Source organism: uncultured Nostoc sp. (assembly GCF_964245445.1).
Lineage (GTDB): Bacteria > Cyanobacteriota > Cyanobacteriia > Cyanobacteriales > Nostocaceae > Nostoc.
The window spans coordinates 1-6220 of the sequence record NZ_CAXTNE010000168.1 but is presented as its reverse complement, the minus strand read 5'-3'; the positions used below and the strand labels follow the sequence as shown (position 1 = coordinate 6220).

The window sequence follows — 6220 nt, the reverse complement described above, 5'->3', positions numbered from 1 at the left end:
ACCACCATACTGATTCGCCAGTCCAAAACAATAATGGTCACGACAACCACCACCAAAAGTCAGAAGCAACAACGACAACTGCCAAACCTGTGAAGAAAGATTGGATATGGCGGCTACACGAAAAGTTTAACCGACAATTTGAGAAGCTTCGCAGTTGGTATTACAATGTCCTGACCTCAGCATTAAATCACCGCCGCATAGTCTTTGTGTTATTTGGTGCTTTTATCGTCAGTGCAGGAGTTTTGTTGCCGTTCGTCGGTCAAGACTTTTTCCCTGAAGTCGATGGTGGTCAGTTTAGCCTGCATGTTCGAGCCTTACCAGGTACTCGTTTGGAAGAGACAGAAAGAATTGTCAGCCAAGTTGAAGGCGTTATCCGCCAGACTGTACCGAAAGAGAATCTCTCTCTGATTTTGGATAACATCGGCTTACCCACCAGTGGCATTAACCTTACTTATGGCTACAACGGTGCCACAATTGGACAGGCTGATGCTGATATTCTTGTGTCCCTAAAAGAATCTGGTGCAACTTTTTCTTACATCAAGGAACTCCGCCAGAAATTGAAAGCGACATTTCCCAACTACACCTTCTTTTTTCAGCCGGCTGATATTGTGACTCAAATTCTCAATTTCGGTTTGCCTGCTGCTGTTGACGTGCAAATATCTGGCCCTCTGAAAAACTCAAAGGGCAACTTTGAAATTGCCCAACAAATCGCCGCCCGGATGACGCGCATTCCTGGGGCTGTAGATGTACATCTTCACCAAGTTGTCGATGCTCCCAAATTACGTCTTGATGTAGATCGCACCGAGGCTCAACAACTGGGTATGACCCAGCGTGATGTTGCCAATAGCGTCCTCACTTCCTTAAGTTCAAGCGGTCAAGCTGCAATCAACCAATGGCTCGATCCCAAAAAAGGCGTGAGTTACACCCTTGCTGTACAAGTTCCCCAGTACAAAATTGACTCTATTGACAGCCTAAAAAATACGCCAGTTGGCAACGGTCAAACTGCACCTCAACTTTTGGGTAATTTGGCTAGTGTCAAACGCGACACAGTGATGCAAGTTGTGAATCACTACAACATTCAGCCAGTTTTCGATATTTACGCTAACTCCTCTGGCCGTGACCTTGGGGGAGTTGCCAGCGATGTAAATCGAATTATCGCTGATTATCAGAAAAAATTGCCTAAGGGAAGTCAGATTAATGTCCGAGGGCAAGTGCAAACGATGAACTCTTCCTTTCTGGGACTTGGTTTAGGACTTGTGTTTGCAATTGTACTGGTTTACTGCTTAATGGTGGTGAACTTCCAATCTTGGCTCGATCCCCTGATTATTATGATGGCACTGCCAAGTGCTTTAGCTGGTATTGTCTGGATGCTGTTTGTCACCCGCACCACTTTCAGCGTTCCTTCGTTAATGGGTGCAATTATGAGTATCGGTGTAGCGACATCAAACAGTATTTTAATGATCACTTTTGCTAATGACCAGCGTCTAGAAGGGCAAAATGCCTATAAAGCTGCCCAAGCGGCGGGTCATACGCGGCTGCGTCCTGTATTAATGACTGCCTTAGCCATGCTCATCGGTATGGTGCCAATGTCTCTCGGTCTTGGTGAAGGTGGTGAGCAGAATGCACCCTTGGGTCGTGCTGTAATTGGCGGCTTGTCAGCTGCAACAATTGCTACTCTGATCTTTGTACCTGTTGTTTACAGCATGTTACGGCGTAAACAACCTCGTCCTATTGATCAGGATGATGACGATTTAAATTTCTCAGATCCACAGACAGCATATTCGTTGTCATCATCTCAAGGCAAGTCATAGCAATTCAAACTCTGCCACTCGGGCAGGTTACACAAAGGCAGAGGGGTGAAGGGGATGGGGAGCAGAGGAGAAAAGTTGTAGCGCCCACAAGGGGCAGGGCTTGAACCTCCTCTACTTCAAAGGAAGATGTCGCCCACAATATACGAGGCTTGTACCGAACAGAACTTTTTGTCCTCTGCCCCTCTGCTCCCCCTGCTTTCTTGTAAAAACCAATGATGGTAATGACTCTAGCCGCTAAATTTTTGCTTTCTTAGATAATACAGGACAGTTTACCTATGGATTCTCAGCATCGTCCATCTCCTGATTCTGAACAACAAACGACTTATAAAAAACACAGGCGCGGCATTGGTGCAATTGGTTGGGCTGTAATTGGTGCTGTTTTTTTTGGTAGCTTACTGGCCATAGGCATTCTACCCCGATTAAGCCAAAAGTCAGAATTACAAGCAGCAGTCAAGGAAGCAAGCACCCTACCCTCTGTCAACGTAATCACTCCCCGTCGTGCTACTGGTGCTACCAAATTGGAACTACCTGGCAGTGTTGTAGCCCTGAATCAAACGACCATCTACGCTCGCAGTACTGGGTATTTACGGCGGTGGTACGCAGATATTGGCGATCGCGTCCAGGCTGGTCAGTTATTAGCAGAGATTGATTCACCAGACATAGATCAGCAAGTTTTGCAAGCCAAGGCAGAGTTAGCACAAGCACAAGCTAACGTGCTTCAAAGTCGTGCTAGTTTAGCTAAAGGCGTTTCTGATTTGAAGCAAGCCCAGGCTAATCTATTGATCGCACGTCAGAGTTGGCAGCGCTGGAGTGTTCTTGTCAAGCAAGGTGCAGTGCCTCAACAAGATGCAGATACAAGATATGCTACATATCAAGCTAATCTTGCCAACGTTGAGGCAGCAAAAAATACTGTCAATTCTGACTCTGCTAACGTCAAAGCAGCACAAGCTAACGCTTACGCAAGTCAAGCAAACTTCCAGCGTAATACCGTATTGCAGTCTTACAAGAAAGTCACTGCTCCTTTCTCAGGAGTGATTACCGCACGTAACGTAAATACAGGTGTTTTAATTTCAGCAGGTAGTGGCAACAGCAATACTAGTAGTAACACTAGTACCAGCAACACTAACACTAGCAATAGCAGCCTTTATACTATTGCTGCTTATGACAATCTAAAGGTAAATGTGAGTGTTCCACAGAGTTTATCACAGTCACTTCAAACTGGACAAACAGCACAAATTACAGTCAGAGAGTTACCCCAACGAGTGTTTACGGGTAAAGTAGTGCGTACTAGCAATGCCATAGATCCAACTACTCGCACTTTACTAACACAATTAGAAGTGCAGAATTCGGACGCGACACTGCGACCTGGGATGTATGCCAATGTCAGATTTGCCATTAACCGCACCAATCCTCCTTTTGTTGTGCCAGATAGTGTCTTAGTCGTTAACGCCGGAGGTACGCAGGTAGCAACTGTAACCAAAGATCAAACAGTGCATTATCAAAAAGTTGCCGTTGGGCGAGATTATGGTACTGAAATAGAAATTACATCAGGTCTGACAGGAAATGAATCGCTGATTGCCACTCCTACGGTTGATGAGACAGAGGGTTTGCGCGTGCAGCCAGTTGCACAAACAAAGTAGACTCAATGAATGTTGTCAATTTACTAGGTAGAACAAGCTAGAGCGTCGGTTCACTTATATAGATTGACAAACATAAAATTATGTGTTATAAGTCAAAACGCTGATTTGTGGCTAAATATTTAGGTCTGGTTTTGAGCGATCGCTGTTTTTGGGATACTCCGTATAACGATTGTCTTGGCCATGAGTATCCCAAACCAGTCTGCCTGACTTTTCACCGTTTAAATCGCGCTTGATAAACACAACATCTTCCTGCTTCGCATTGTTGCCAGCCCCCCCAGCGCTGGGTAAATCGGCTCACCCAGGCTTGGGATATCTCGGCAATTCTAGCGATCGCAGGTTGGGTAATTTTCTGCTGGGATTGCCAAAGTTGCGTTAGGGCATTGACTATAGCGTGTCCTGTCTGCTGACTGGCGTTACCAGCTAGTGGGCTAAGTTGGAAAGCATCAATGTTAACTATCTCCTAGACTGAATTGCCTTAATTAAGTCATAAAAAGGTTGCCAATTATCTTCCTGAGCAATTGGTTCCCAAATAGATTCAATCAGAGGTCTTAATAATGCCGTTTTCGGATTATTAACAGCTAGAGTTTGGGCAATTACATCAATGCAATCGCTCTCCAAATCATTCAAAATTTTATGATACAGTATGCACCAATCATCAAAAACTCTTGACGCACCCGGTACTGGCACAATATCTGAATTATTTAGCACAAAACCTGGATCATCTCGCCATTTTGATGAAAAAGTCTGAGCCATCTCATAAAAAAACTGGTGATAACCAACTTGGCTATCTTTCAAAAATTCAACCGTTAGATTCAGGAGTTCTCCTGCTTCTGGATGTGGCAAATCCTCAAAACCTAACTTTTTCAACATCAAAGAACTGTATTCAGCTTGATAATATTCATCAAACATTGCTAATCCAGCTTCCATTTCCTCTTTATCGATAATCGCCTTTAAAGGTTCCTGGAGCATTTGTAAATTTAACTGACAAATACTTGGTTGATTACCGTAACAGTAGCGTCCATAATAGTCAAAATATGCAGCTATAAAGGATGGGTTATAAGTTGGGATAAACGCGTAAGGGCCATAGTCAAAACTCTCTCCCGTAATCGACATATTGTCAGTATTTAGAACTGCATGACAAAAGCCAGCCGCCATCCACTGCGCTACTAGTTCTGCAACTCGTTTCACTAATTCGGCGTAAAACAAGGCATATTTATTTTGTTCAGCACTTAAGTGTCGATAATACTGCTCAATTACGTGGTCTAATAACTTCTTAGTTAAATCTGGACGCTGGAAAAAATGCAATCGCTCAAAAGTGCCAAACCGAATATGAGAACTGCTCATTCTAATCATCACACATGAGCGGGTAGGCGAAGGTTCATCGCCCCGCCAGAGGGGTAAACCTGTTTCAATCATGCTCAGACAGCGCGAGGTACGTACACCCAACTGATGTAGTGCTTCCGCAGCCAGAACTTCCCGCACCCCACCTTTGAGCGTCAGCATACCATCGCCACCACGGGAGTAAGGCGTTCTCCCAGAGCCTTTCGTGCCAAAATCGTACAATTCGCCATCAGTGGCGCGTACTTGCCCATAGAGGAAGCCTCTACCATCACCTAACTGTCTGTTATATTCACCAAATTGATAGCCGTGGTAACGTAGTGCCAACAAGGGTTTACGCCCCTGAAATTTGCCAAAAGCTGTGATAAAATCTTCGTCTTTGACTAATTGTGGGTCTAGACCCAAGCGGGGTAGTAGTGCATCGTTACGCCAACGCAGGAGATGTTGAGGAAATTCCTCTGCTGCAACCTCGTCGTAGTAGTCGTCGCCTAGAGATTCCAAGGCGCTTTCGTAGTTGAGGGAGAGAAAAGGATTGCTAGAATTTTTGTAGTTTGGAGTTTCAGCCAGAGTCATTTCGAGCAAAGCTTAATTCATTCTTCCCTTAATACTACCTCTGGCTTTGGCATCAGCATAAACGCAAAAAGCGACCCATATCTAAAATATGGCAGCGCCCCCATCAAAATCTAGAGCGCATAATGAATAAAGTTTTGCAATTAAAGAAAAATTTAACTCAATTAGCTATTTTAGACGCTACATTTGAGGTTTTTGGCTCAGAATTACACCAATATAAATTTAAACCTTGCTTGAGTGACAAAAATATTCAAGTGTTTGAATCTAGATATAATATTACGCTACCAAGTGAATATCGAAACTTTCTCTTAGAAATTGGTAATGGTGGTGCAGGGCCAGGATACGGCTTATCTGGACTATCGGGAATTGAATCTGAAGATGTCACCTCAGAAAAACTATACCCTGAGAACTACGAAATTCTCTCTAAACCATTTCCTTTCACAAAAGCATGGAATGAATTGGATTTACTTGTCAAGAATAATACAGATTGTCTTAGCAAAAATGATAATTACTTCGACGATAAATTTATCCAGGGTACTCTTACCATTACAAATTATGGTTGTGGAATTTATGCGATGTTAGTCGTTACTGGGGAGCAGTCAGGAAAAATCTGGATAGATGACCGTACTAATGATAATGGAATATATCCTGCTTCTTTGAGTTTTTGTCGTGCTTTCCATGACATCAACCCTGATGATTCTCATCCAAATAGCAATGAGGAGCAGCCTTTAAGTTTTTATGATTGGTATGAAGACTGGCTCAACCGAAGCTTGGATCAAATCCGCCAGTCTTCTGAAAGTTAACCTTAATTACAGCAGATTGCAGGTTTATGAAGTACAGTAGCAACAGTCTGTAAACCAG

Annotated in this window: 5 protein-coding genes; 3 read left to right on the top strand and 2 right to left on the bottom strand. The window is 43.7% G+C overall.

The window, feature by feature from the left end:
- The coding region (locus tag ACFE90_RS24090) for an efflux RND transporter permease subunit (protein WP_375504994.1) at positions 1-1811 on the top strand (1811 nt) is incomplete at its 5' end.
- A gap of 275 nt (positions 1812-2086) precedes the next feature.
- A complete protein-coding gene (locus ACFE90_RS24085; RefSeq protein WP_375504993.1) occupies positions 2087-3451 on the top strand; it encodes an efflux RND transporter periplasmic adaptor subunit in 1365 nt (454 codons plus the stop codon).
- Positions 3452-3562: 111 nt separating this feature from the next.
- Here ACFE90_RS24085 and ACFE90_RS24080 read toward each other — a convergent pair whose 3' ends face one another.
- Both ACFE90_RS24080 and ACFE90_RS24075 read right to left on the bottom strand, forming a co-directional pair.
- Positions 3563-3691 (bottom strand): hypothetical protein, encoded by a 129-nt coding sequence (locus ACFE90_RS24080; protein WP_375504992.1) that lies wholly within the window; start codon positions 3689-3691, stop codon positions 3563-3565.
- Positions 3692-3904: 213 nt separating this feature from the next.
- The gene (locus tag ACFE90_RS24075; RefSeq protein WP_375504991.1) at positions 3905-5362 is read right to left on the bottom strand and encodes a YdiU family protein; all 1458 of its coding nucleotides are present in this window, start codon (positions 5360-5362) and stop codon (positions 3905-3907) included.
- Positions 5363-5484: 122 nt separating this feature from the next.
- Here ACFE90_RS24075 and ACFE90_RS24070 point away from each other — a divergent pair, with 122 nt between their 5' ends.
- Positions 5485-6162: an SMI1/KNR4 family protein gene (locus ACFE90_RS24070; RefSeq protein ID WP_375504990.1), complete on the top strand. Its 678-nt coding sequence runs from the start codon at positions 5485-5487 to the stop codon at positions 6160-6162.
- Positions 6163-6220 lie beyond the last annotated feature (58 nt).

Excerpts from the sequence above, each read along its gene's own strand:
- ACFE90_RS24085 (WP_375504993.1), top strand. The coding sequence starts at position 2,087 with ATGGATTCTCAGCATCGTCCATCTCCTGATTCTGAACAACAAACGACT.
- ACFE90_RS24070 (WP_375504990.1), top strand. The coding sequence starts at position 5,485 with ATGAATAAAGTTTTGCAATTAAAGAAAAATTTAACTCAATTAGCTATT.
- ACFE90_RS24075 (WP_375504991.1), bottom strand. The coding sequence starts at position 5,362 with ATGACTCTGGCTGAAACTCCAAACTACAAAAATTCTAGCAATCCTTTT.